A 22,382-nucleotide genomic window follows, 5' to 3' on the forward strand; every position below is an offset into this window, starting at 1 on the left:
TTATATTGGCACTAATTTTAGGCATTGATTTATACAAGGCTATGAAAGATAAAAAATCATAGGTGTTGCTTCAGAAAATAGATTTTTTTTCCCAATTAAACGAACAAATTTCCTGAATTCAAACAAGCTGACCTGATGATTGGTCAGCTTGTTTCTTTCTCTGCATAAAAAACATAACAGTTTCTGTCTGAAACTTATTTTCGTTGCAAATAGAAGAAGAGCTGTTACTAGAACGATATTCTGGTGTTTATAATGATGAAGATTGTTAAGGTATGTAATTAAAAAGGTATCCCCAACCACTAGCCAAAGTTGCGATAGCTACTCTATATTGGTTACCACCCTCTAATAAGTAATGTTTACTGACGTCAGGATTTGAAGGAGTTGCAACTAGTCCGTATATACTTATCCTGTTTCCTTTTCTAAAGTCCTGAAGTGTGACAATAACATTATATTTTCCGCTTTCATAGTGCGCTTCCAGTAGCCCATATTGTTGTTCTCCCATTAAAGGGTTACATTCATTGTCCATACGAACAAACCACTCGAAACGTAATATAACCCACATCTGCAATTTGAAAAATATAAAAAGCACACCGTCTCTGATTAGAGATGGCATGCTTCAAAATAACATTATTCCTTACATTAGCAGACCAGCCGACTACCAGCTGTTGCTCACTTTTAATCATCTGTACCTTCCCATTCCTGCTTGAACTGTTCCACAAACTGCACCATATACTCATGACGTTGCTGCGCCAGTTCCTTGCCATAGGACGTGTTCATCAGATTTTTGAGTTTGAACAACTTTTCGTAAAAATGATTAATCGTTGTGCTGCGCTCATTGCGATACTGCTCACGGGTCATCTGCTCCCTCGGCAGAAGTGAAGGATCGTACATTTCTCGCCCGCGGGCGCCGGCAAATGCAAAGGTACGGGCAATGCCGATTGCACCCAGTGCATCAAGCCGGTCTGCATCCTGCACGACCTGAGCTTCAAGAGAACTGAGCGCAGCTCCTTGACCGCCTGCAAACGAGATCGTGCTGATGATGTTCACCACCGCTTCACGTGCTGCTGGAGCAAGCGGCTGCGAATCCAGCCACGCGTGCAGCTTCACCATGCCTGCCTCCAGACTATCATTAAGCTTCTCGTCTGGTACATCATGCAGTAGCGCAGCCAGTTCACAGATAAACGGGTCAGCGCCTTCGTCATGAGCCAATCTGGCTGCAAGTCTGGTGACGCGCTCAATATGAGTCCAGTCGTGTCCATCGGCATGCCGGGAAGCATCTTCCTGCACAAAAGCACGGGCCTCGCACAAAATGGATTCCTTCACCGGATGATGCGATTGCTCAGATGCATTAGGTAAATCCGAAGTCATATTAGGTAAATCGGAAGTCATCAGGATTCTCCACCTTCACGCGCCTGCTCCCGTGGCACACGTCTTGCCACTCCCGTTTTGATTGCCGCTTCAATGACACGACTGCGCATCGATTTAACCACTTTATCGTTAAATACACTCGGAATAATGTAATAACGTGTACGCTCTTCATCCGAGATGGAAGAAGCAATCGCCTGAGCAGCAGCCAGCTTCATCTCTTCGTTAATTTCCGTTGCCCGGCAATCGAGAACAGCTCTGAACATGCCTGGGAAACAAAGCACGTTATTAATCTGGTTCGGATAATCCGAGCGTCCAGTTGCCATGACCGCAACAATATCTTCAACCAGAGCAGGCATGATCTCAGGTACAGGGTTCGCCATCGCAAATACAATGGGATTGTCTGCCATCGTCTGTACATCCTCACGCGTTAACAGATTGCCACGCGATAAACCAATGAATACATCGGCATCTCGAATGACTTCACGCAGGGAACCTTTCTCCAGATCAGGATTAGTACGTGCCGCATATTCGGTCCATACCTCATTCTCATACGAATTCGTGCGTACGATTGCACCATCACGATCCACACCGATTAGTCGCTTCGCACCTGCAGATAATAGGATATTGCTGCAAGCTACACCCGCTGCCCCAATGCCGCACACGACAATTTTCACATTCTCGATCGACTTGCCAACCAGTTTAAGCGCATTGATCAGACCTGCATACAGTACAACCGCTGTACCATGCTGATCATCATGAAATACCGGAATATCGAGCTCTTCATTCAACCGGCGTTCGATCTCAAAACAACGCGGGGAAGAAATATCCTCCAGATTAATGCCGCCAAAAGCAGGTGATATCGCTTTCACGGTGCGAATGATCTCTTCGGTATCCTGTGTATCCAGGCAGATCGGGAACGCATCCACACCTGCAAATTGTTTAAACAGCATCGCCTTACCTTCCATCACCGGCATGGCTGCACGAGGACCAATATTGCCGAGTCCAAGCACTGCGCTGCCATCTGAAACAACTGCAACAGTATTACGTTTAATCGTTAATGAAAAAGCTTTCCCTGGCTCCTCTGATATAGCGGAACATACCCGAGCCACGTCCGGTGTGTACACACGGGAAAGATCTTCCCGGTTGTGAATGGGTGTCTTTGGTGTAACTTCAATTTTGCCGCCCAGATGCAGCAGGAATGTACGATCCGATACGTTAACGATGGACACGCCTTTAAGCTGGCGTACTGCTTCTATAATTTTGCTGTTATCCTGTGAATCGGTGACCGCGACGGTCAAGTCGCGCACACTGACATCCTGATTGGTCGAAATGACGTCGATGGCAATAATGTCTCCTCCAGCTTCCGAGATGGCCGAGGCCACCTCACCAAACTTGATATCTTTCGTTGTCATTTCCAGCCGTATAATAATGCTGTTGCCGTCCAGATTTCTCTGATTCATTTCAATTCCTCCCAGACAATGAAAGTCTTAAGTTGACAAGTTACGTGTTTGTCTTCGCTACGTGGACACGATTATCCTTTATCTTGTCCAAAAAAAGCCCTCAAGTCCCACAAGAGACAAAATAAAATGGATTGTCTTGGCACCTGTTTGAAGGCCCAAGACAATCCATTTTAATGTCTCTCTATGTGTAACATTCGTTCGTTTATCCCAATGCATACCTAAGGCTCATGCTTCCGATAAACTCCAATGCCCTATTCATATCTCCCGTTAAACTTACTTACTTGCGATTCGCCGCTCTGCGCAATACCCGAATGTCGTAAGGCTGTAAGTCCAGACTTGCTTCAACCGCTTCTCCACTAAGTACATCGGTATACGACGGACTGTCCAACTGAACCTGTTTCTCGTGCTCGGTGTAGTTCTGAACGAACACATAATCGGAATCACCGTCGGTACGTACATGTGCAGTAGTCCCTGCAGGCAAGTCCAATTTCAGTCCACGCTCCAGATCCAGATCTGCAATCAGCTTGCCGTAAAAATCATCATAGAACGGTGCTTTCATCCGTGCCGCCATATAATAAGCTTTCCCTGAACCAAGCTCGTTCACTGTCAAAGCCGGACGTCCTGCGTAGAAATCCGAACGATACACCGCAAGAGATTTTGCACCTTCCAGGTGAATGAGGTCACAGAGCTCGATTGCATCATACTCTGTAGTAAGGCCAAGTTCATTGCCTTGCGCTGGAATAATTCCATTGAGTTCACGATCATGCAATCCATCGATCTCTTCTGACCAGATGCCAAGCGTTTTACGAAGCGGACCAGGGAATCCACCAAGGAAACACAGATCATTCTCGTTCACAATGCCAGACCAGTATGTTGCGACAAATGTACCGCCCTGTTCTACAAACTTTTCAATCCGTTCGCCTACTCCTTCACGAACGAGATAAAGCATTGGCGCTACTAACACTTTGTACTTGGATAGATCCGCTTCCATATCGATGACATCGACCGCTACACCTTTTTTCCAGAACGCTTCGTAGTGAGCTTCTACTGTCTGCTCGTATTTCACCCCGATGTTGCGTGGACCTTGGGAATCATTCACGGCCCAACGGTTTTCCCAATCAAAGATTATCGCGACTTCAGCAGGAACCGTCGTTCCTACAATATCCTCCATGCTTTGCAGTGCTATACCTACATCGGTCACATCCTGAAACACACGGGTATGTTCTGTACCTACATGGTCTACTACCGCACCGTGTAACTTCTCGCTGGATCCACGGCTTTTTCTCCACTGGAAGTACTGAACGCTATCTGATCCATGAGCTACCGCCTGCAAGGAGGACAACAGATGCATGCCCGGACGTTTCAACTTGCTTACATCCTGCCAGTTCGTAGAACTAGGTGTGCTCTCCATGAGCAGGAATGGCTGACCACCTTTAATGGAACGTACAATATCATGCATCATCGCAATTCGCGACGCCTGTTTCGCATCGTCCTCTGCATCATGCCATGTTGGATAACTGTCCCAAGAGAGAAAATCTAGAATATCCGCGAACTTCCAATAGTTCAGGCCACCGTAAAATTCCATCAGGTTCGTCGTTACCGGCAGATTTGGATTTTTCGCCTTGAGTGGCTTCGTTTCATGAACGATGAAATCCGCTGTCTGATCCGTCACGAAGCGGCGCCAGTCCAGATTCATCGCATGAACCTGAGTTTCGCCGTGTGGTGCCGGAGATTCGACTTGACTCCAATCCGTCACCGTATGACTCCAGAACGTTGTCCACCATGAGTGATTTAACTCATCCAACGTTTTGTACTTGTTTTGAACCCAGGCGCGGAAGGCTTCCTGACAGTAGTCACAGTGACAATCCCCACCGAACTCATTCGAAATATGCCAGCCGATGACAGCCGGGTGATCCGAGTAGCGTTCCGCAAGTTTACTGTTCATCGCCGTTACTTTTTCCCGGTACACTGGAGAGGTGTAACAGTGATTATGACGGAAACCATGCAGGTTACGAACTCGATTCTCCGAGACACGCAACACTTCAGGATATTTCGCCGACATCCATGCGGGTCTAGCACCGCTTGGTGTTGCCAGGAACGCATAAATCCCGTTTGCAGCAAAACGATCCAGCACCTGATCCAGCCATTCAAATGTATAAACGCCTTCTTCCGGCTCTAGGGATACCCAGGAGAAAATACCGATGGACATCACATTACACTTCGCCAGTTTCATCAAACGAATGTCCTCTTCAAGTACCTCTGGATAACGAAGCCATTGCTCCGGATTATAGTCAGCACCATGTAGCATGTGCGGGGCTTTGGAACTTACGGGTGGAAATTTGTACGTCATTTATGAAAACTCCCTTGCTGTTGAATTACGATAATTTACTTTATGCATGCCTCTTAAACAAATGTCGTAACATTGAGTTCTTGCGCCGCAGTTAACGCCTTAAATGATTCAAGCTTGCGACCTTTAAAATCAAACATCGTCAGATTACCCCAGTTGTTCGGGTGCCCTACAGACCATTCCTCTTTGCTCGGAATCCACGCAGGCTCCCAATAATAGAATCCATGACCCAGACCACCGGGAACTTCACGAATAATCTGTAACATATCCTTCAGATATCGCGTTTGTCCTTCTACCGTTGCAGGATAACCTGGAAGCAGCATGTCTTCCTGATTCATGATCCATTCGATGCCTTCTGGCTGTTCCAGCGTCCATGGGTATGCCGTTTCAACCACGTTGATTGGTTTGCCGTAGCGTGTGGCCAGATCATTCAAATTGTCACGCAAGGCGTCCAGTGTTCCATGCCACCAAGGGTAATAAGACAGACCGATGACGTCAAATTCTACACCTAACGCCTCAAAACGATCATAGAATTTACGGCTCTCGGCATTGTCTCCACCGCGGTCAATATGAATCATGATTTGAATGGAAGGATCAACGGATTTAACCGCTGCAATGCCATACTTCACAAGCCCCGCAAAACGTTGCCACTGTTCGTCTGTATCATGTTCTTCACCACCGACACGTCCATCATCCCATAACATGCCTGGCGTAATTTCATTACCAACCTGAACCATATCCGGCAAGGCGTCGTGTTCTTTCAATGTGCGGAGCACATCCGCCGTATATGTGCATACAGCCAGTTTAAGCTGTTCATAGGACAAGTTCTCCCATGCTTTCGGTTTCCACTGATTCGCGGGATCGGCCCAGCGGTCAGAATAATGAAAATCGAGCAGAAATTGTAATCCCTGTGCCTTGATTCGTTTCGCTACTTCTACCGTGCGCTCCAGATTACAGTATCCGCCGACAGGATCATTCCAGATGCGAAGACGAATCGCACTCACATCATTCAGTTTGAGAATGGTCAGCAAATCTTCCTCTTTGCCATCCACATCACGATATGTTCCCCCATGCTGTTCGATCTCGTCCATAAATGACACATCCATGCCGAGAACAAATGGTTGATTGGTTGATGAATTCAAAATATCAGCCTCCAGTGATTAGGGATTGGGGCTCAGCCTTTTACTGAGCCCAGTGTCATACCTTTTACAAAGAAACGTTGAAGGAACGGGTAAACAATAAGAATCGGCGCACTTCCGATAAAAATTTGAGCTGCACGTACCGTTGTTTGCGAGATCGTTGCCATTTCCTGCGGATTCATCGCCATCGTACTCATATCACGTTTGATAATGACCGTCTGCATGAAGGTTGCCAAAGGATAATCTTTCGCATTGTTCATGTACAAGAGACCGTCAAACCAGGAATTCCAGTGAAACACCATGCTGAACAGTGCAATCGTTGCAATGGAAGGCATGGAGATCGGCAGGAAGATGCTGAACAAGGTTCTGAAATGATTTGCTCCGTCGATCAGTGCCGCCTCTTCCAGTTCTTTCGGAATGCCGCGGAAGAAGTTAAGCATCAGGATGACCAGGAACGTATTAACTGCACCCGGAAGTACCAGCACCCAGAAGGAATCCATCAGACCAATCTTTTGAATAACCATGTAGAACGGTACCAAACCGCCGTTGAAAATCATGCTGAATACAAAAATCCAGGAGTATACCGTTCTGCCTTTGAACTCACTATTTTCCTTGGACAGCGGATATGCCGCCAGGAAGGTTATCAGGAGTGTAATGCCTGTACCAATGACGGTACGGAGTAGTGAAATCCAGAGTGAGTTCAGGAAGATCGGATTATTCATTGTTTTTTTATAGGCTTCGAGGGAGAACCCTACCGGCCAGAGACTGACCAGATTTGCATCTGCTGCAGCCTTGTTACTGAACGATACAGCCAGTACGTGAATCATTGGCACAATACACATGATAGCAATCAGAATAAGAAAACTGATATTGATGACATTGAAAATGCGATATGATGGTGATTTATGATACATCGTAGTCCCTTCCTTCTCTGTTCATTCGATTAGAATATGCGGTATCCGGCGTATTTCTTAGCTAGGCTGTAGGATACGAGGATCAGAACCATACTAATGACCGACTTGAACAATCCGATCGCGGTTGCAAAGCCCATCTCTCCATTTTCCAACGCCGAGCGATATACGAATGTATCGATGATGTCTCCTGATTGATATACAAGCGGATTGTACAAGTTGAAAATCTGATCGAATCCAGCATTGAGTACGTTACCCAAAGCCAACGTTCCAACGACCATCAACATCGGTACAAGCGACGGAATCGTAATGTGAAGCGTTTGCTTCCAGCGGTTTGCTCCGTCGATCTCTGCCGCTTCATACAGCGCCGGGTTAATGCCGGCGAGGGCAGCCAGGAAAACAATCATGTTATACCCGAATTCCTTCCACACATCCGTCACAATGATCGTTGGTCGGAACAAGCTGTTATCTCCAAGGAAGAAGTATGGTCCAAGGCCAAATGTGCCAAGCACTCGGTTCACAAGTCCTCCCGTTGACAACAGATCAAGCAGAATCCCGCCCAGGATAACCCAGGACAAGAAGTGAGGCAGATATACCAACGTCTGGATCGTACGCTGAATGGCCATCTTGCGAACTTCATTCAACAGAATGGCGAACACAAACGGGACAAACAAATTAAAAATCAGCTTGAGTACTGCGATGATCAGGGTATTCCAGATAACCTGCAAACTATCATCACGTTCAAATAAATATCTAAAGTTATCAAGCCCGACCCAATCCGAGCCGCTGATGCCCATCCATGGTTTGTAGTCTTGGAATGCCATAACGATTCCGCCCATAGGCACATAACTGAAAATAATCAGAAAGATGATGGCTGGCAGCAGCATTACGTGGAATGGCCAAGTTCGTTTTAAAGTTCTCATGATTGCTCCCCCTGTAATTCTTCCTACTCAAGTACTCCTGAGTGGCTCTATAGGCAAATTATATCAACCTTCCAGCACCCCCAAACAGCGCATAAAAGCAATATAAATGGCACAAAAGCAACTACTTTGGACATGTACCGGAAAGAGGGACTCCTGACGCAGTTTGACCACGGATTCACAGGGTTTTTGACACATTCTGCAACGTTAAAAAAAGAAAAAACGCACAGACTTCTATCGTCTGTGCGTCATTTTAGGCTTTACATTTTCATATCGTATAACCGCTTATTTTTTCACACCGTCATACCACTCGTTCACTTCTTGAGTGATCTGATCGCCGCCACCGGATTTCCATGTTTGAACAAAGGTATCAAACGCATCTACCGGACTCTTACCATAAATAATTTCATTAAACGTTTGGTTCTCAATTTTGTTCAGATAGTCAAGCTTCGATTTCATTGTTTTGGTTGTAGGCCCTGTGAACATGTTTTTGAAAGAAATATCTTTCTGTTCAAGCAACACTTTCGCTGCGTTAGGTGTCTCTTTACCATAGTTCGCGGCTACATCTTTTTCCAATTTGGTTTCCGGCTCTTTGCCATCAGCCAAATTCATCAAAGCTTTCATTTGTGCATCCGGAATACGGGCCCCATCACGCACGAGCAAATAACGTACTACGTTGACATGCCCGCCATCGATGTCTTCATACCGTTTTTGTTTTCCGTTTGCATCTAGTTGGTAGTCATAACCTTCAAACAGACCGTTATCATATTCACTTCCTGGTTTCGGATCTGCATAATTATCAAACAGATAGTTTTGATACGTAAAGAATGCTTCTGGATGTTCCATGTCTTTCTTGATCAAAGTAACACCATTGACAAATGATGTACCATGGCGCATCGCTTTGCCATCAGGACCACTTGGGATCTCAATTGGTTTCCAGACTGCACCTGGAACGTTTTTCACCGTATCATTCAGTGGCCATCCGCTCATCCAGTATGGACCGGGAATAATGCCGGCTGTACCTGCAACGGCCGGTTCTGCCGTTTTGTTTTCATCCCACAGCGCTGCTTCCTGAGGAATATAACCTTTTGTCAGCCATTCATTCAGCTTCGTCAACCCTTGTTTCATGCCTGGATTAACCGAACCATACTCCAGTTTTCCATCTGCACCTACATTCCATTGTTGAGGTAAGGCACCATATGCGCCGAAGATCCAAGATGGATCTCCCATCCATGTGTTCATGGATTTCTTGAAACCAATGCTGAGCGGTGTCACCTTGTCGGGAGCCAGTCCATCCGGATTTTTATTTTTGAAGGCTTCCATTACGGCTTCCAGCTCGTCAATGGTTTTTGGCGCTTTCATATTCAGCTTGTCCAGCCAGTCTTGACGAATCCAGAGCAGGTAATCGTTGTTGTACGCGTAATCCAGTACAGGAATACCCATTCTTTTACCGTCACGGCTGTATTGATTCCATACGTTTGGATCTTGCTCCATTGCTTTTTTCCATGTGTCTGAAGCATATTTATCGAACAACGGTCCAGCTTCCTGATACATACCCGAGTCAATCAAATCTTGAGCAACCAGATTGTCCGGTTGTCCAATCGTAACGATATCAGGCATTTCCTGACCGGAAGACATCGCCAAACGCAACTTTGTTGCGAATGCACTGTTCGTATCCGTCACAGACCAAAGGGATTTGATATCAATACCAAATTTGTCCTTTGCCCATTTGGTAGCTACGTTATTTTCCATGGATTCGCCGTTTTTAAATTTCAGTTCCGGGTCAATTCCCCATGCCGTCGTGATCGTTACTGCCGGATCATACTTTTCCTTGTATTCATTTTGAGCTCCCGTGGAGCTTGGCGCTGCACTCTCTTTGCTTTCATTGCCGCCTGAACATCCTGCAAGCACGACAGTCAGACACAGCGTTGTAGCGAGAAGCGACAAGAATCTCTTTTTCGTTGATTGCGCTCTCATGTTGTTCCCCCTTAAATCGTTTTGGTTACCCTTTCATTATAGGACGGGTCAGGTACATCAGCCTATGATACGAAATCAAGATTTCTGCACCTTTGCCAACCTATATGCTCGAATGATGTTGTATTTATGTCTGATCCCGGAATTCATTCGGTGTCAACCCATAATGTTTTTTGAACATTTTGCTGAAATATTGCGGATTTTGATATCCGAGTTCACTCGTAATCTCATATATCTTTTTATTCGTATTTTTGAGCAGATACAACGCCCTTTCCATACGCATGCGAATCATATAATCTCCCAGGCCCTCGCCTGTCTCTGCTTTATATATTTTCGAAAGGTATACCGGATGTAGATAGACTTTATCCGCGATCATCTTCACAGAGAGGTCTTGCCCGGTGTCTCTTGTCACTAATTCCTGTACCTGCTTGATGACATGTCTGCGGCTCTGTGCGCCTTCCTGATCCGACAGTTCCTCTTGTAGCTTCGCCAGCATGTCCATTGCCCAGTGACGTAGCTTTTCTGGAGATTGGATCAACTGATGAGCCAGCAAAAGATCAAACCCAGCATGATCGATCTCATGAACCAAGTGACCCTGTTTGTGCGCAATATACATAAAAGCATTGGTAACCGACAGGTACATCTCATACACATGCTCTCTGGACAAACAAACCTGCTCCGCCGCATCAAAAACGGCATTCAACTTTGCGGCTGCTGTCTCCCATTGTTTGGTCTCCAGTAACTGAGGCAACACCGGTGGCTTGTATAACTCTTCAAGAGCCCGAGCCGCATCATTTTCAGGGCGCTTGTTTATGGTATTTTCCATGTCCATATAGATGATTTTGTGTTCTTCCGGTCCCGAAAGAACAAGAGAACCTAGACTTTTACGATAAACGTTGGTAAGTTCTTTAAAAGAAAACGGCGGGATCACAACGATCGACAAATCCCCCTGTAGGTAACGCACCACATGTTCCCGGAAGGTCTCGGCAGCATTACGTAATCTACTGTTGACCAGCGGGGAATCTTCCCCCTCTTCCCTATGCTGCAGAAACATCACCAGGCAATCATGTGGCCCTCGGCTGAACCAGACATGATATGTCTCCCCAAGCACTTCCTCGGCGATGTTTCCAACAGCAAAATCCATCAAATCAAGGGACTGCTGATCCATGGATACAAAACGTCCTGCAAGACGAATCAGCATCATAGCAGCAGGCTGTTCCGGCTCCATATGAAGTTCATACTGCTCTAACTGCTCACGTAGCGCTTTCGATGAAATCTCTCGGCCAAGCAACAAATCATGCATCAGATTCTCTCTTAGAATCTTGTAATCAGATTTACGACTGTAAAGGAGACGATGATATTTGTCGAACTCATCCCATTCATCCCGCAGTGAGGTAATCGCCGCTGATACCGAACTCATAAACTCATCATCGTTGACAGGCTTTAAAATATAATCAGCCGCCTGTAATTGAATTGCCTTTTTGGCATAATCAAAGTCACTGTGACCTGTCAGCAGAATACAGCGAACATGAGGCCAGCGCCGATTTACTTCCGAAATCAAATCAAGGCCTGTCATACCCGGCATGCGAATATCTGTAACGACGATGTCGACTGCATTATCTTCCATAATCTCCAGTGCTTCCTTGCCCGATGCCGCACGCAACACCGTTGAGACTCCAAGTTCCCCCCAAGGAATCGTTAATTCCAAACTTTCCGTTACATATGTTTCATCATCCACAAGCAATATATCAATCACTGTAGTCACTCCCTAGTCACTTAAATTCACTCTGTGTCTTTCAGTAGTGGTTGTTGTTCTACTGGCCATGACAAGGTCACACGAACTCCCCCGAGCTCTGATTCCGTGAGCTTGATGCCGCCTTTCCCTCCATACCTGAGTTGCAGCCTTTGATTCACGTTCCACAATCCGCAGCCCATCTCCTGATCCATCGTACCTGCAAGTTTGATCAGCATCGCTTCGCGTTCTTCTTGTGTCATCCCTTGTCCATCATCTTCGACAATTAAAAAAAGTGTACCGTCCCGTTGCTCACCAGATACTCGAATCTCACCAGCTTCTGCATCCGCCTCAATACCATGGATGACCGCATTTTCAACCAGAGGCTGTACGATTAGCGGAGGCACTTCAATCCGCAACATGTCTTCTGGCAGATCCAGCGTGTAGTGGATACGTTCCATACGCATACGCTGAATTTCAAGATAGTTAGTCACAAATTCAATCTCTTCAGATAACGGAACGACATCCCGCTCCTGTCTTGTGGTGTACCTGTAATACCTCGACAGGTTGTGCGACATAGCCACCACAGCATCGACTCGCTTCAGCTTCGCCATACTCGTAATGAACGAGAAACAGTTATAGAAGAAATGCGGGTTAATCTGTGACTGCAATTGCTTTAAACGTGCTTCCCGGACATGGATCTGCTCGAGATATACGTGCTCAAACAACTGTTGAATCTTTTCCACCATCGAATTAAAACGTTCAGACAGATAACTGAACTCATTACGACCTTTGGGCTCAATACGAACCGAATAATCTTCTTGCTTCAATCGCTGGAAACCGCGAATCAATTGCTTCACTGGTACTTGAACTTGCACATATAACAAGTACGCCGCAATACAACTCATCAGTAGCAGACAGATCATCGCAGAATAAAACAGCTGATTCGACTGGTGAATCGGTTTCAAAATATCCGACAGTGGCATATAATCGACCAAATACCAGCCGGTTGTGCTCGATTTTACGGAATTGACCATGTATGGCTCATCTCCAATAACAATCGTACGATTTTCCACATCTTGTAACGTGTGGCTGGATAATTCATGGATCAATTGATCGGTCAGCGTGCGGTCCGATGTCCGATTATAGATCACCCCTGTTCCTTCACGAAAATAGAACGGATCATGTCTGCCGTCGCCTTTGAATTTGTCGAGCATATCCCGAATATTATCACTGTCGAACTCAAGCTTGATTATCGTTTCTGCATTCTCCGCAGGATTCTCGATGCCATAAGGGGATACCGTGATCCAGCTAAATTTGAACCGATCATTTTGCCCATCGTTAATCTTGTGCACATCCCAGCCAGAGATAATATTTTCTTTTAAAGCCTGCTTGTCGTAAGTACCAGCATCTCGCTCCGAGATCACCCTGCCAAGGGAGGGAGAGTACAGATATAATTTGGTCTCCCAGTTAGAGGAGCTCTCCTGAATACTCAGCTTGTTCTGGATTCGCTTGACGAGATTAATAGTATCCAAATCAAAATAACGACTCTCCGCAAATATCCGCCGAAAACTCGCAATATCGGGGTCATGAATCAGCAAGTTGGGCCAGGACGATAACAACTCAATATTTGTGTTGACCTGATTTTGAAAAAACTCAAGCTGATTGCTATTTGAACGGTTAAGCTCAGCCCTTAGTACAGCTGTTGTTTTATGATTCGAATACCAGTACAGGAGTACAACGGGAATAAGCATGATCAGAATTAAAATGACCATCTTGGAAAACAGATTTGTCCGGTATGACATGGAAGTTTCATCTCGCTTTTTTATTTTTTTACTTAAATTATAAGTTAACTCTTTTTTTACACATTAACGGAAAGGATAGAAAAAACCTGGAAAAGCGAAGCGTTCGCCTAAAAGCTTTCTGCAAGAAAGCTGCATCGGAAGCATACGCTTATCACCGGATTTCCCCTTTGGAAAAGGGAATTCAAAAAAATCTGGGGATAACAGCGATTGAAAGGTTATTCTGTCATCGGAGTGGGCTGTGTAAAATCTGTAGTTTAACTTATATCGTGACATTAATTGTAGTCAAATTGGTTGTAATTACAATCTATTTCTTGCACGCAGGCAAATCCAATCAAGAGAGTGCCCCACTATCTATCCTAAACATTGTCTCTCTTGTGGAAAAGGAGATAAACCCAATTTATCAGCACTAAATTCAACTTCCGCACATAAAAAAACCGGCATACCTGCCGGTTCCGTCCGTATAAGCAAAGCTTGCTTTTATATTTTCCTTGTGCAAGTGATTCATTATATGTGTTATGTACTTGGATCTAAATTCCGTATATCACGAACTAAGGAATGTCATAATCGAAAACCGTATTTCTCCCATCGACTGCCACATCTAATACAATATCCTTCAAATTGCCCCTCACTTCGAGCGGGCTTTCTGCCACCCCCGAAAATTCAAGTGTACCCGTGAATGTTTTCCTTGGCTCAATCCGAATTGGTTTCGCCTCTAAATGAACCGACTGTAAAGATTCGGACAGCGGATCATCCTGATTTGAATAGCTTCCATACAAATCAGGTTTAATCATTACAGCCACCGCAGAGTTACTGTAATTTTTCAGCGTCAATTCACAGGTTGCCAAGGCATATCCATTGGATGACACATCATAGGTGCATGAGCTGTCATTCTGCATGTAAGATATGCTATTCATGCCTGTCGCTCCCCATTTTACCACGTACATCAACTTGTCTGTCATAAATGAATAACAGAATATGATCGACAGAACAGCAATCCATAACGTTTTTGCCACAAGTGGAAACTTACACATGATCTCTTTACGCGTAAGATAATATCCGCAGGCTAGCATGCCAAGTCCAAAGTACATCGTGATGTGTACACCACTTAAATAGGATGTGGTATACGGAGAAATACCAATGAATAATAACAGCGAATCCCCTACTGAGAAACCGAGATGATGTTTAAAGGTAAAGATGATGGCAAACAGTAATAATCCCCCTGAGAACACAAGCCTGGTTCTCGACACGCAAACACCTCCTAATAATCCACCATATTATATCATATTTTTCCTGTTTTTGATTAACGATCCAGACACAAAAAAAGGAGTTATCGGTTTTTACCGATAACGTCCTCTTTGGAACTCTCCAAGATGAGATGCATAAGATGATGGAAACATGCGATCTCTCAGGATAGCGCTGTATTATTTTTGAGCCAAAAATGCGTCCAGTTGTTCTTGTTTCGCCGCGATAATTTTATCGATGCCTGCTGCTTTTAATTTTTCCAAATACTTCGGAATCATTTCATTCGGGTCAACAGCACCCGAGGTCATGCCCGGCTTAAACTGTTTATTGACGTTATTTACAGCCGCAATTTCATTTTTAACCGACTGGCTGTTAAATGTGAAACCAAGGGCAGGAGATTTTACGCCTTTAGCATTAAACTCCTTGAATTTTTCCCATTTCTGCGGATCTTCGTTATCCCACAGATAGTTCAGGAACTGGTTACCCAGTTGCCATTGTGCACCTGGATTGTAGGTACGACTGTTCGCATCTACGCCGTCAGGCAGCTTAATGATATTCTCTTGACCTTCTACTTTTACATAGTGTTTACCTTCGATACCGAAATTGAGCAAATTGTTAATTTCTTTGTCGGAGTGCAACAAGTTAATGACTTGCATTGCTTTCTCCGGCTGTTCAGAAGAACGGGAGATTGCAAGCATCGCACCAGAGGCATCACCGGTTGTAATCGTTGGACTAGTCATCTCAATTTGTGTGAGCGGATGTCCTACATAACCTTCCTCTTCCTTATCTTTACCTGGCTTCATACCATCCGTCCACATAAAAGCTTTGCCGGCTTTCGCCTGATCTTTCGGGAATACATTAGATGTAGCTGCATCACTGTTGATGTAACCCGCTTGATACCATTTACGTGCAAGTTCGGCTGCTTCTTTGAATTCCGGTGTTTCCACCTCATTCAGCACAGTAGTCCCACCTGCTGTTTTGGAGATCACGCCAGGTACAGAGGCATCACCGAGGTAATCCCAGTCGAGATTTTCAAGCAATCCGTTACCATTTGTATTGGACATATAGAACGGAGTAACGGACGGTTCATTTTCCTTAATCGTTTTGAGCAGTGGTTCCAGATCGGCCCATGTTTTAACTGCTGTCAGGTCCAGTTTGTATTTATCAGCAAGATCCTTGCGCACCAGCACGCCACGTGTGGCAGCAAGTTCCTTGTTCGTTGGTACACCATAGTTGACGCCATCTACCTGGGAACCTTCCAGGAAGGCAGGGTCCAGATTTTTCTTAATATCCTGACCGTATTTATCCAGCAGTTCATTCAGCGGCAAGAATGCACCCTTCGCCACGTTTACCGTGTAGTTCTGCCAAGCAGCGGTAAAGATAATGTCTGCCTTTTCCCCAGAGGAGATCATCAGGTTCAGCTTGTTATCCCACTGTCCCCAGTCCACAGCATTAATTTTGATGGTTGCTCCAATCTTTGGCTCCATCTTTTTGTTAATTTCTGCTTCCACAAGAGCGACATCTTTCTGAGGTGTGCCCGGATAGAACAACGATACCTCATAGGGCTTTTCATTGTTTGTGTTCGGCGTACTGCCTTCAGCACCAGGTGTTGCAGAGTTTCCCTTATCTGACGAACAGCCCGCGAGCACCAGTGCCAGTGCCATGGCCGCTGCCGTCATACGTGACCAACCTTTTAACGATTGAACCAATTGAACCCCTCCTGTTCATATAATGGACCCTTGTCTTCCACACCCTTACCGTTCTTCCCCAATTCCTCATAAACGGCAAGCTTTCTGTATATGCCCTTTCGTCTATCTTCGGTTGACCATACTCACTCCTAACCGGCCGGAGTTAACCTTTCACAGCACCTACCGTCAGACCTTTGATGAAGTAACGCTGGAAGAATGGATACGCCAGTACGATTGGACCGATACCGACGACAGCCATCGCCATTTGCAGCGTTTTGTTTGGTAGATTCAGAAGTCCGCCCTGCGATGAGATCTGTGAAGAAACGTTAGAGTTGGTTGTTAAATATTGAATATCGAGCAGCGTCCGGTACATAAGGTACTGAAGGCTGATCGTCCGATTATCCGAAATGAAAATCATACTAAGATACCAGTCATTCCAGTAGTTCAGCGTACTGAACAGCGCGACGGTTGCCATAACGGGCAAGGAAAGCGGCAGTACAATTCGCAAAAACGTTTTCAATTCACCTGCTCCATCAATACGAGCTGATTCCAGAATGGATACCGGAATGGAGTTCGCAAAGAACGTACGCATGACAAGTACAAAAAACGGTGATAGGAGCAACGGCAGGATCAAGGCAAAGATCGAGTTTTTCAAATCCAGGACGTTGACGTAAACCAGATACCAAGGAACCAAGCCCCCGTTAAACAACATCGTGAAGAAGATGAAAAAGGCGAACCAGCCCCGGTATGGCAAGTCTCTTCGTGAGAGCGGATAGGCATATAATGCGGTCAGCGCAACACTCGTAATCGTACCAACGACCGTTACAATAATAGAAACTCCATACGAGTGGATGATCTGATCCATATCTTTAAAGAGGAATTCATAGGCCGTTAGGCTGAATTGCTCCGGTATTAGCTTGTAGCCATTCGCAACAACGGTTGTCTCGTCCGAGAAAGAGATGGCGAAGACCAGTATGATCGGCACGATACAGGCAATGGCGTAGAATAAAAACATGAAATGAATGACAGCAGCAGAACGCTTGGATACAGCTAATGGATCACGTGTTTTCACAACTGACTTGCCTCCTCTCAAAATAGTGCATTATCTTTGTCAATCCGTCTGACGATGGTGTTGGACACCAGCACCAGTACAAATCCGACAATCGCTTGATATAGACCTGCCGCAGATGACATCCCGATGTCTCCACCAATGAGGAATGTCCTATATACATACGTATCAAGAACGTTGGTTACAGGGAACAGCGCGCCTGATTCCAGCGGAACCTGATAGAACAAGCTGAAGTCTGCATAGAAGATCCGGCCAATCTGAAGCAATGTCATAATGACAATCAGCGGGATCAAAAACGGAATGGTGATAAAACGAATCTGATGCCACTTCGATGCACCATCCAGCACAGCCGCTTCATAATATTCTTCGTCAATGCCCACAACAGCGGCCAGATAAATGACGGCATAATAACCGATATTTTTCCACGTATTCACGAGCGGCAGGATATACGGCCAATACTTCGGTTCCGAGTACCAGTCAATCGGCTGGCCTCCAAACATTTGCAGTATGGTTGAGTTCATAAATCCCGAGTCCTTGCCGAGGAAAGCCAAAACGAGATAACTGACCACGATCATCGATAGAAAATAAGGCAACAACATCAGAGACTGATACAGTTTGGACATCGCTTTGTTTTTGACTTCGTTGAGTAAAATGGCGAGACCTACACCGACAATCAGATTAAGTGCAATAAACACGGTGTTGTATGCAAGGGTGTTTCGTGTAATTTCCCATGCATCGCTGGTTGAGAACAGGTATTTAAAATTGTCCCACCCGCTCCACGGGCTTCCCCAGATTCCATCCGCGTAGTTTACATTTTTGAATGCGATCAGAACGCCGAACATCGGCATATAATTGTTTACCAGCAGAAACAGAATGCCTGGCAGAAACATCAGGTAAAGTACCTTGTACTTGCCAAGATTGTACAACACGGACTTGCGCTTTCGAACCGTGCCTTCCGGTATCTCCGATATCCGTACGCCCTTACCCGCTTGGGGTTGTGTCTTCATAACGTGTTCTCCCTCACTCCTCTTGAATTCTTCCTCAGGATGAAGCTCCGTGCGCCTCCTGTGGTTCAAGTATACGGCGGGGCGATCAAGTCCTCTATCTGCTGTGGTGACCTATTCAGTTATCAAATTATGACTTTCATTCCATAAAAAACATACAAAAAGCGCAGCATGCTGCGCCTGATTACATGGTTCTGGATTGTTTGCGAAACTCTTGCGGCGTAATGCCGGTGCATTTTTTGAACATTTTCGTAAAATGGGAGTAGTTATAGTATCCGACTTTACCTGCAATATCCGTTACCTTGACGGTGGATTGAGATAACAATGTTTTCGCCATGGCCACTCTGCGCTGAAGGATAAACTCGGACAGAGACATTCCCTTTTCTTTACGGAACAAACGGGACAAATATGCCGGATTAAATCCTGCAAAAGCAGCCAGTTCCTCCCGCATCAGTTCTTCTCCAATGTGATTTTCAATATAGATACATAACTGATCCACAATCGACATCGGGTTCTGATCGTCCGGATACAATACGGGAATGACACGATCAATGAGATCAAGTGTCCATTGTTTCAACTGCGGCAATGACCTCGTGACTACGGCTTCTTCCGGCTCCCGTTCTCCGGGATACAAGCTGCGAATGGATACATTATTCTGATGCAGAAGCGGATAGACAACGTGCAACATCGCATGATAATAAAGCCGTAACATCTCTGGAGATAACCCTTCCTGAGCAGCAAGTAAATCGAAGATTTCATCCACACGTTCACGCAAATCTTCTACCTTGCCGGTTTCAAAAAGGATGGACAGCTCCGAGAACCACGGGATAGGCAAAAACCGATCCTCCTGATCTCGATCCCGCTCATCATACACAAAAACCTCTTCAAGCTCTTTAATGTTGCGGCGCTCCATGTCCATGAGTTCATTCAACATGCCTTGCAATTCGGTTACAGCTACCGGTGCGCCTACATAACAGGATAACCGGCAGTAGAAGTATGTGCCGCACTCCTGAATGTAACGCTGACAACGCTGCTGCGCTTCACTGGCGGCAAGGATGACATCATCTTGTTCGTAGGCTAGCACAATATTTAAGCCACTGTGATCTTGGAACACTTCACCCAGTTTGTCTCCGAGCAATATTTCTCTGGCTGCGTTACGTAGAGCGTATTCCAGTACCTCTTCATCGCGCAGATTAAATTCACGTACCCACTCTTCAACGGAGATCACGATGGGCAGAACACGCACCTCGGGATCAATCTCTGCACCGTACAGTTCAGCAAGCTGCTGCAGCCGTTGTGGAGTAAGTGCACTTCGCTGAGACACAGCGTCCTTCCAGAAACGTTCCGTCAGGAGTGGTTTATGGGTTTTCCAGCGTTTGTATACGGTTTCGTAAACTTCGTTCGTTCGGGTACGCTGCTCTCCGTCTCTAATCTTCTCCAATGCTCGTGTAACGACTTTAAGCAGTTGGTCTGCGGGAGCAGGTTTCAACAGATAATCAAAGCTGTTCAGTTTGATGGCCGTCTGTGCATAATCGAATAACGCATGACCTGTCAGAAAAATGGTCAGGATACCAGGGTCATGCTTCAATACCCAGCTCTGCAGGTCGAGCCCGGTTTCCCCAGGCATCTCGATGTCGCAAATCAGAATGTCGATAGCACGGGTTCGGATGACCTGCCTTGCTTCCTCAACATCACAAGCACCGAATACCTGGTCAATTCCGGCTGCATTCCAGTCCACTCCCTCCAGCATGGCTTGCAGGGCATACACTTCATCATCCACGATCAACAGGTTCCGCATGAGTTCCTCCTTCTTGCTCCTCGGTCTGAGCAGGCAAATAAATGCTTACTGCAGCGCCTCCGTCTATCCTATTTTCAAACGTTAACCCGGCCTCTGGACCATACTTCACCAGCAACCGATGTGCAACATTCCATATCCCGATGTGCTGTCCTCCGGGATCTTTGGCATATTCTCCCCGTTGCAGTTGCTCTAGCAGCACTGGTTCGAACCCAACCCCGTTGTCCACAATTTGTAATTGAAGCATACTATCTCCGCCCTGACTACTGGACGCTTCCGTCAGGCATGCAGTAATTCGAATCACAAACGACTGCATTCTGCGTTGGAAGCCATGGATAATCGCATTCTCTACAAAAGGCTGAATCGTCAGCGGCGGAAGCACAACATGTCCCACCTCCGGATCAATATCCAGTTCAAAATCCAGTTTACTCGGGAATCTTAACTTCTGAATCTCAAGATAATGCCGAATGTGCTCTATCTCTTCATGCAGTGTGATCACACGTTTGCCAGCCCTTAAGCTGGATCTGAAATAATCAGCCAGATGACCAGCCATCTGTTGCACCAGTTCATGTTTTTGAAGGGAAGCCAGGCTATGAATAATATTCAAGGAGTTCAGATAAAAGTGAGGATTAATCTGCATTTGCAATTGCTTGAATTCCGCCTCTCGCGTACGCAGTTGCTCCTCATACACATCAATCTTCAAATGCTGAATTTCCTGAATCATCTGATTAAAGCTGCGTGTCACGAATTCCAGTTCAGACGAAGACGGTGCCTCCAGCGTTACATCGAGTTCCCCCCGACTGACTCTTCTCATTCCCCGAATTAGCGCATTCATCGGACGGAACAGAAGCTGTCTTAGGAAGAAAAGTGCTGTGATCAATATAACGGCCGCTCCGATCGGAAGTAACCTGATGATCTGCTGAAAAAACGGCAAGTTACGCATCATGTCTTCCTCCGGCAACAAGACGATGTAGTTCATCTCCGACATGGCGGAGGGAATGCCTACCATTAAATACTGACGAGTTGCGCTACCCGGCTCCGAGATGACCTGATACGGACTTTCCAAATCGGTCAAATGATCGCCGACCAACTTGATCTGCTCCTTATTTAACGTAGAATCGGATAATGGTCTGCCATCAGGTGTAACGATAACCGCTCCACCTCTGTCACCCGACTCAGCAAACTGTTGTGTGTCATTCAGCGCATTCATATCGACCAGTGCGCCAGCATAGAACTGCTGATTAATACGCACCGTTTTCACAAGTGCATTAAATGATCCTCCGCGGACGATGCTCCATTCCGGCCTTTGGATATCACCTTCGAGCTGCCGCATCTGTGCAGGCATATTGCGCTGTACCACCGATTTTTTAATATCATAATTGCCAGCGGTTGCCAGCAACAGGTCATCATTCACCGCGTCATACAAATAAAAAGAATCGATAAGATTATAGAAACCGATATCGGTCATAAACTTGTTCATGATTCGCTGCTTGGCAATGATATAATCTCCACTTCCGTATTCCAGAAAAAACAGCGAGATAATATCCGGGTCACGCTCGCCCAAACTGTATAGATATCGATTTGTTTCCTGTAATACACGCTCATTTTGTTCCACGTTTTTGGCCAAATGGTTCATATTCGTAAGGGATACCTTATCACGTACGACCTTCATGGCGTAGACATTGTTATAGTACAGCAGCATAAAAAGCGGCAGCATGATTAGCGTTAGTCCAACAATAAATTTAAAGCGTAATGAACGGATCAAGTTCATACATTAACGTCCTTTTGATTCAGGCTGGGCTGAATTTTTTCTAATTTCTACCTAAAGATGGCATGTATATTGTAATCACCTCAGTTTGACGTTGTCTATCAGGTTCGGTGACCCTCGAATGTGTGTTATCGTGACTTGTTATAGTCATAGTCCCCTG

At 45.7% G+C, this 22,382-nt stretch carries 17 protein-coding genes; all 17 read right to left on the bottom strand.

The window, feature by feature from the left end:
* Window positions 1-265 precede the first annotated feature (265 nt).
* A complete protein-coding gene (locus ABIE27_RS11620) occupies window positions 266-526 on the bottom strand; it encodes a hypothetical protein (RefSeq protein ID WP_429350567.1) in 261 nt (86 codons plus the stop codon).
* Window positions 516-683 carry a hypothetical protein gene (locus ABIE27_RS11625; RefSeq protein ID WP_429350568.1) on the bottom strand — a complete coding sequence of 56 codons (168 nt, stop codon included), beginning with the start codon at window positions 681-683 and terminating at the stop codon, window positions 516-518. The genes ABIE27_RS11620 and ABIE27_RS11625 overlap by 11 nt, the downstream gene beginning before the upstream one ends.
* Window positions 676-1,389, bottom strand: coding sequence for an HD domain-containing protein (locus ABIE27_RS11630; protein WP_123064369.1), 714 nt, complete (start codon window positions 1,387-1,389; stop codon window positions 676-678). The genes ABIE27_RS11625 and ABIE27_RS11630 overlap by 8 nt, the downstream gene beginning before the upstream one ends.
* Window positions 1,389-2,828, bottom strand: coding sequence for an NAD-dependent malic enzyme (locus ABIE27_RS11635; protein ID WP_123064368.1), 1,440 nt, complete (start codon window positions 2,826-2,828; stop codon window positions 1,389-1,391). The genes ABIE27_RS11630 and ABIE27_RS11635 overlap by 1 nt, the downstream gene beginning before the upstream one ends.
* A 277-nt stretch (window positions 2,829-3,105) precedes the next feature.
* On the bottom strand, window positions 3,106-5,178 hold the full coding sequence (locus ABIE27_RS11640; protein WP_123064367.1) for a beta-galactosidase: 2,073 nt from the start codon (window positions 5,176-5,178) through the stop codon (window positions 3,106-3,108).
* A gap of 53 nt (window positions 5,179-5,231) precedes the next feature.
* Window positions 5,232-6,317, bottom strand: a complete 1,086-nt coding sequence (locus ABIE27_RS11645; RefSeq protein WP_123064366.1) for a glycoside hydrolase family 53 protein — start codon at window positions 6,315-6,317, stop codon at window positions 5,232-5,234.
* A 32-nt stretch (window positions 6,318-6,349) separates the two neighbouring features.
* Window positions 6,350-7,228, bottom strand: a complete 879-nt coding sequence (locus ABIE27_RS11650; RefSeq protein ID WP_090924410.1) for a carbohydrate ABC transporter permease — start codon at window positions 7,226-7,228, stop codon at window positions 6,350-6,352.
* Between the two features lie 29 nt (window positions 7,229-7,257).
* The gene (locus ABIE27_RS11655) at window positions 7,258-8,148 is read right to left on the bottom strand and encodes an ABC transporter permease (RefSeq protein ID WP_123064365.1); all 891 of its coding nucleotides are present in this window, start codon (window positions 8,146-8,148) and stop codon (window positions 7,258-7,260) included.
* A gap of 282 nt (window positions 8,149-8,430) precedes the next feature.
* Window positions 8,431-10,122, bottom strand: coding sequence for an extracellular solute-binding protein (locus ABIE27_RS11660; protein ID WP_123064364.1), 1,692 nt, complete (start codon window positions 10,120-10,122; stop codon window positions 8,431-8,433).
* A gap of 124 nt (window positions 10,123-10,246) precedes the next feature.
* The gene (locus ABIE27_RS11665) at window positions 10,247-11,875 is read right to left on the bottom strand and encodes a response regulator (RefSeq protein ID WP_123064363.1); all 1,629 of its coding nucleotides are present in this window, start codon (window positions 11,873-11,875) and stop codon (window positions 10,247-10,249) included.
* A 26-nt stretch (window positions 11,876-11,901) separates the two neighbouring features.
* Entirely contained in the window at window positions 11,902-13,656 is a 1,755-nt protein-coding gene (locus ABIE27_RS11670; protein WP_123064362.1) for a sensor histidine kinase, read from the bottom strand.
* Between the two features lie 548 nt (window positions 13,657-14,204).
* Window positions 14,205-14,903, bottom strand: coding sequence for a hypothetical protein (locus ABIE27_RS11675; protein ID WP_123064360.1), 699 nt, complete (start codon window positions 14,901-14,903; stop codon window positions 14,205-14,207).
* Between the two features lie 174 nt (window positions 14,904-15,077).
* Entirely contained in the window at window positions 15,078-16,607 is a 1,530-nt protein-coding gene (locus ABIE27_RS11680) for an ABC transporter substrate-binding protein (RefSeq protein WP_123064359.1), read from the bottom strand.
* 142 nt (window positions 16,608-16,749) lie between these two features.
* Window positions 16,750-17,658, bottom strand: a complete 909-nt coding sequence (locus tag ABIE27_RS11685) for a carbohydrate ABC transporter permease (RefSeq protein ID WP_123064358.1) — start codon at window positions 17,656-17,658, stop codon at window positions 16,750-16,752.
* A 17-nt stretch (window positions 17,659-17,675) separates the two neighbouring features.
* Window positions 17,676-18,662: an ABC transporter permease gene (locus ABIE27_RS11690; RefSeq protein WP_192895093.1), complete on the bottom strand. Its 987-nt coding sequence runs from the start codon at window positions 18,660-18,662 to the stop codon at window positions 17,676-17,678.
* A 181-nt stretch (window positions 18,663-18,843) separates the two neighbouring features.
* Window positions 18,844-20,457, bottom strand: coding sequence for a response regulator transcription factor (locus tag ABIE27_RS11695; protein ID WP_123064357.1), 1,614 nt, complete (start codon window positions 20,455-20,457; stop codon window positions 18,844-18,846).
* On the bottom strand, window positions 20,432-22,225 hold the full coding sequence (locus tag ABIE27_RS11700; protein ID WP_123064356.1) for a sensor histidine kinase: 1,794 nt from the start codon (window positions 22,223-22,225) through the stop codon (window positions 20,432-20,434). The genes ABIE27_RS11695 and ABIE27_RS11700 overlap by 26 nt, the downstream gene beginning before the upstream one ends.
* Window positions 22,226-22,382: the final 157 nt, after the last annotated feature.

The organism is Paenibacillus sp. 4624 (genome assembly GCF_050435065.1).
Lineage (GTDB): Bacteria > Bacillota > Bacilli > Paenibacillales > Paenibacillaceae > Paenibacillus > Paenibacillus amylolyticus_D.

Bases quoted from the DNA above. Each gene is read 5' to 3' on its own strand.
- ABIE27_RS11620 (WP_429350567.1), bottom strand. From the start codon at position 526: ATGGACAATGAATGTAACCCTTTAATGGGAGAACAACAATATGGGCTA.
- ABIE27_RS11625 (WP_429350568.1), bottom strand. From the start codon at position 683: ATGATTAAAAGTGAGCAACAGCTGGTAGTCGGCTGGTCTGCTAATGTA.
- ABIE27_RS11630 (WP_123064369.1), bottom strand. From the start codon at position 1,389: ATGACTTCCGATTTACCTAATATGACTTCGGATTTACCTAATGCATCT.
- ABIE27_RS11635 (WP_123064368.1), bottom strand. From the start codon at position 2,828: ATGAATCAGAGAAATCTGGACGGCAACAGCATTATTATACGGCTGGAA.
- ABIE27_RS11640 (WP_123064367.1), bottom strand. From the start codon at position 5,178: ATGACGTACAAATTTCCACCCGTAAGTTCCAAAGCCCCGCACATGCTA.
- ABIE27_RS11650 (WP_090924410.1), bottom strand. From the start codon at position 7,228: ATGTATCATAAATCACCATCATATCGCATTTTCAATGTCATCAATATC.
- ABIE27_RS11655 (WP_123064365.1), bottom strand. From the start codon at position 8,148: ATGAGAACTTTAAAACGAACTTGGCCATTCCACGTAATGCTGCTGCCA.
- ABIE27_RS11660 (WP_123064364.1), bottom strand. From the start codon at position 10,122: ATGAGAGCGCAATCAACGAAAAAGAGATTCTTGTCGCTTCTCGCTACA.
- ABIE27_RS11670 (WP_123064362.1), bottom strand. From the start codon at position 13,656: ATGTCATACCGGACAAATCTGTTTTCCAAGATGGTCATTTTAATTCTG.
- ABIE27_RS11690 (WP_192895093.1), bottom strand. From the start codon at position 18,662: ATGAAGACACAACCCCAAGCGGGTAAGGGCGTACGGATATCGGAGATA.
- ABIE27_RS11695 (WP_123064357.1), bottom strand. From the start codon at position 20,457: ATGCGGAACCTGTTGATCGTGGATGATGAAGTGTATGCCCTGCAAGCC.
- ABIE27_RS11700 (WP_123064356.1), bottom strand. From the start codon at position 22,225: ATGAACTTGATCCGTTCATTACGCTTTAAATTTATTGTTGGACTAACG.